This is a genomic window from Paraburkholderia sp. BR14374 (genome assembly GCF_040948685.1).
GTDB classification, from domain to species: Bacteria; Pseudomonadota; Gammaproteobacteria; order Burkholderiales; family Burkholderiaceae; genus Paraburkholderia; species Paraburkholderia youngii.
In genome coordinates, this window is the sequence record NZ_JBFPKF010000134.1 from 1 (window position 1) to 489 (window position 489).

General features: G+C 65.4%; 1 pseudogene. It reads left to right on the plus strand.

Going from position 1 to position 489, the window contains the following annotated elements:
• Positions 1-17: 17 nt before the first annotated feature.
• Positions 18-489 (plus strand): annotated as a pseudogene (locus AB3X86_RS38355) (Surface-exposed protein); the annotation flags it as partial.

The window sequence follows — 489 nt, forward strand, 5'->3', positions numbered from 1 at the left end:
CGACAGGCGCCGCCGCCGTGGCGCTTGGTGATACGGCAGGCGCGACAGGTGAGTTCTCACTGGCGCTGGGTGCGCGCGCCGCTGCAACGCAGGCGAATTCGGTAGCGCTGGGCGCAGACTCGACGACGTCGGCTGCGGTGAGTCCGAGCGGCACGTCCATCCGCGGCACGAACTACTTCTTTGCCGGTTCGAATCCGATTGGCACGGTGAGCGTGGGCAGCGTGGGCAAGGAGCGCACGATCACGAACGTGGCCGCGGGTCGCCTGAGCGCGACGAGCACCGATGCGGTCAATGGTTCTCAACTGTATGCGACCAACCAGGCAATTGAGCAGATCAGCCAAAATGGCGCCGGCGGCGGGACCGATGCGCTGGCGGTGCATTACGACGATGCCGCGAAGGGCACGATCACGCTGGGTGGTGACAGCAATGGCACGAAGATCAAGAACGTGGCCGCAGGTGACCTGTCGTCGACGAGCAAGGACGCGGTGA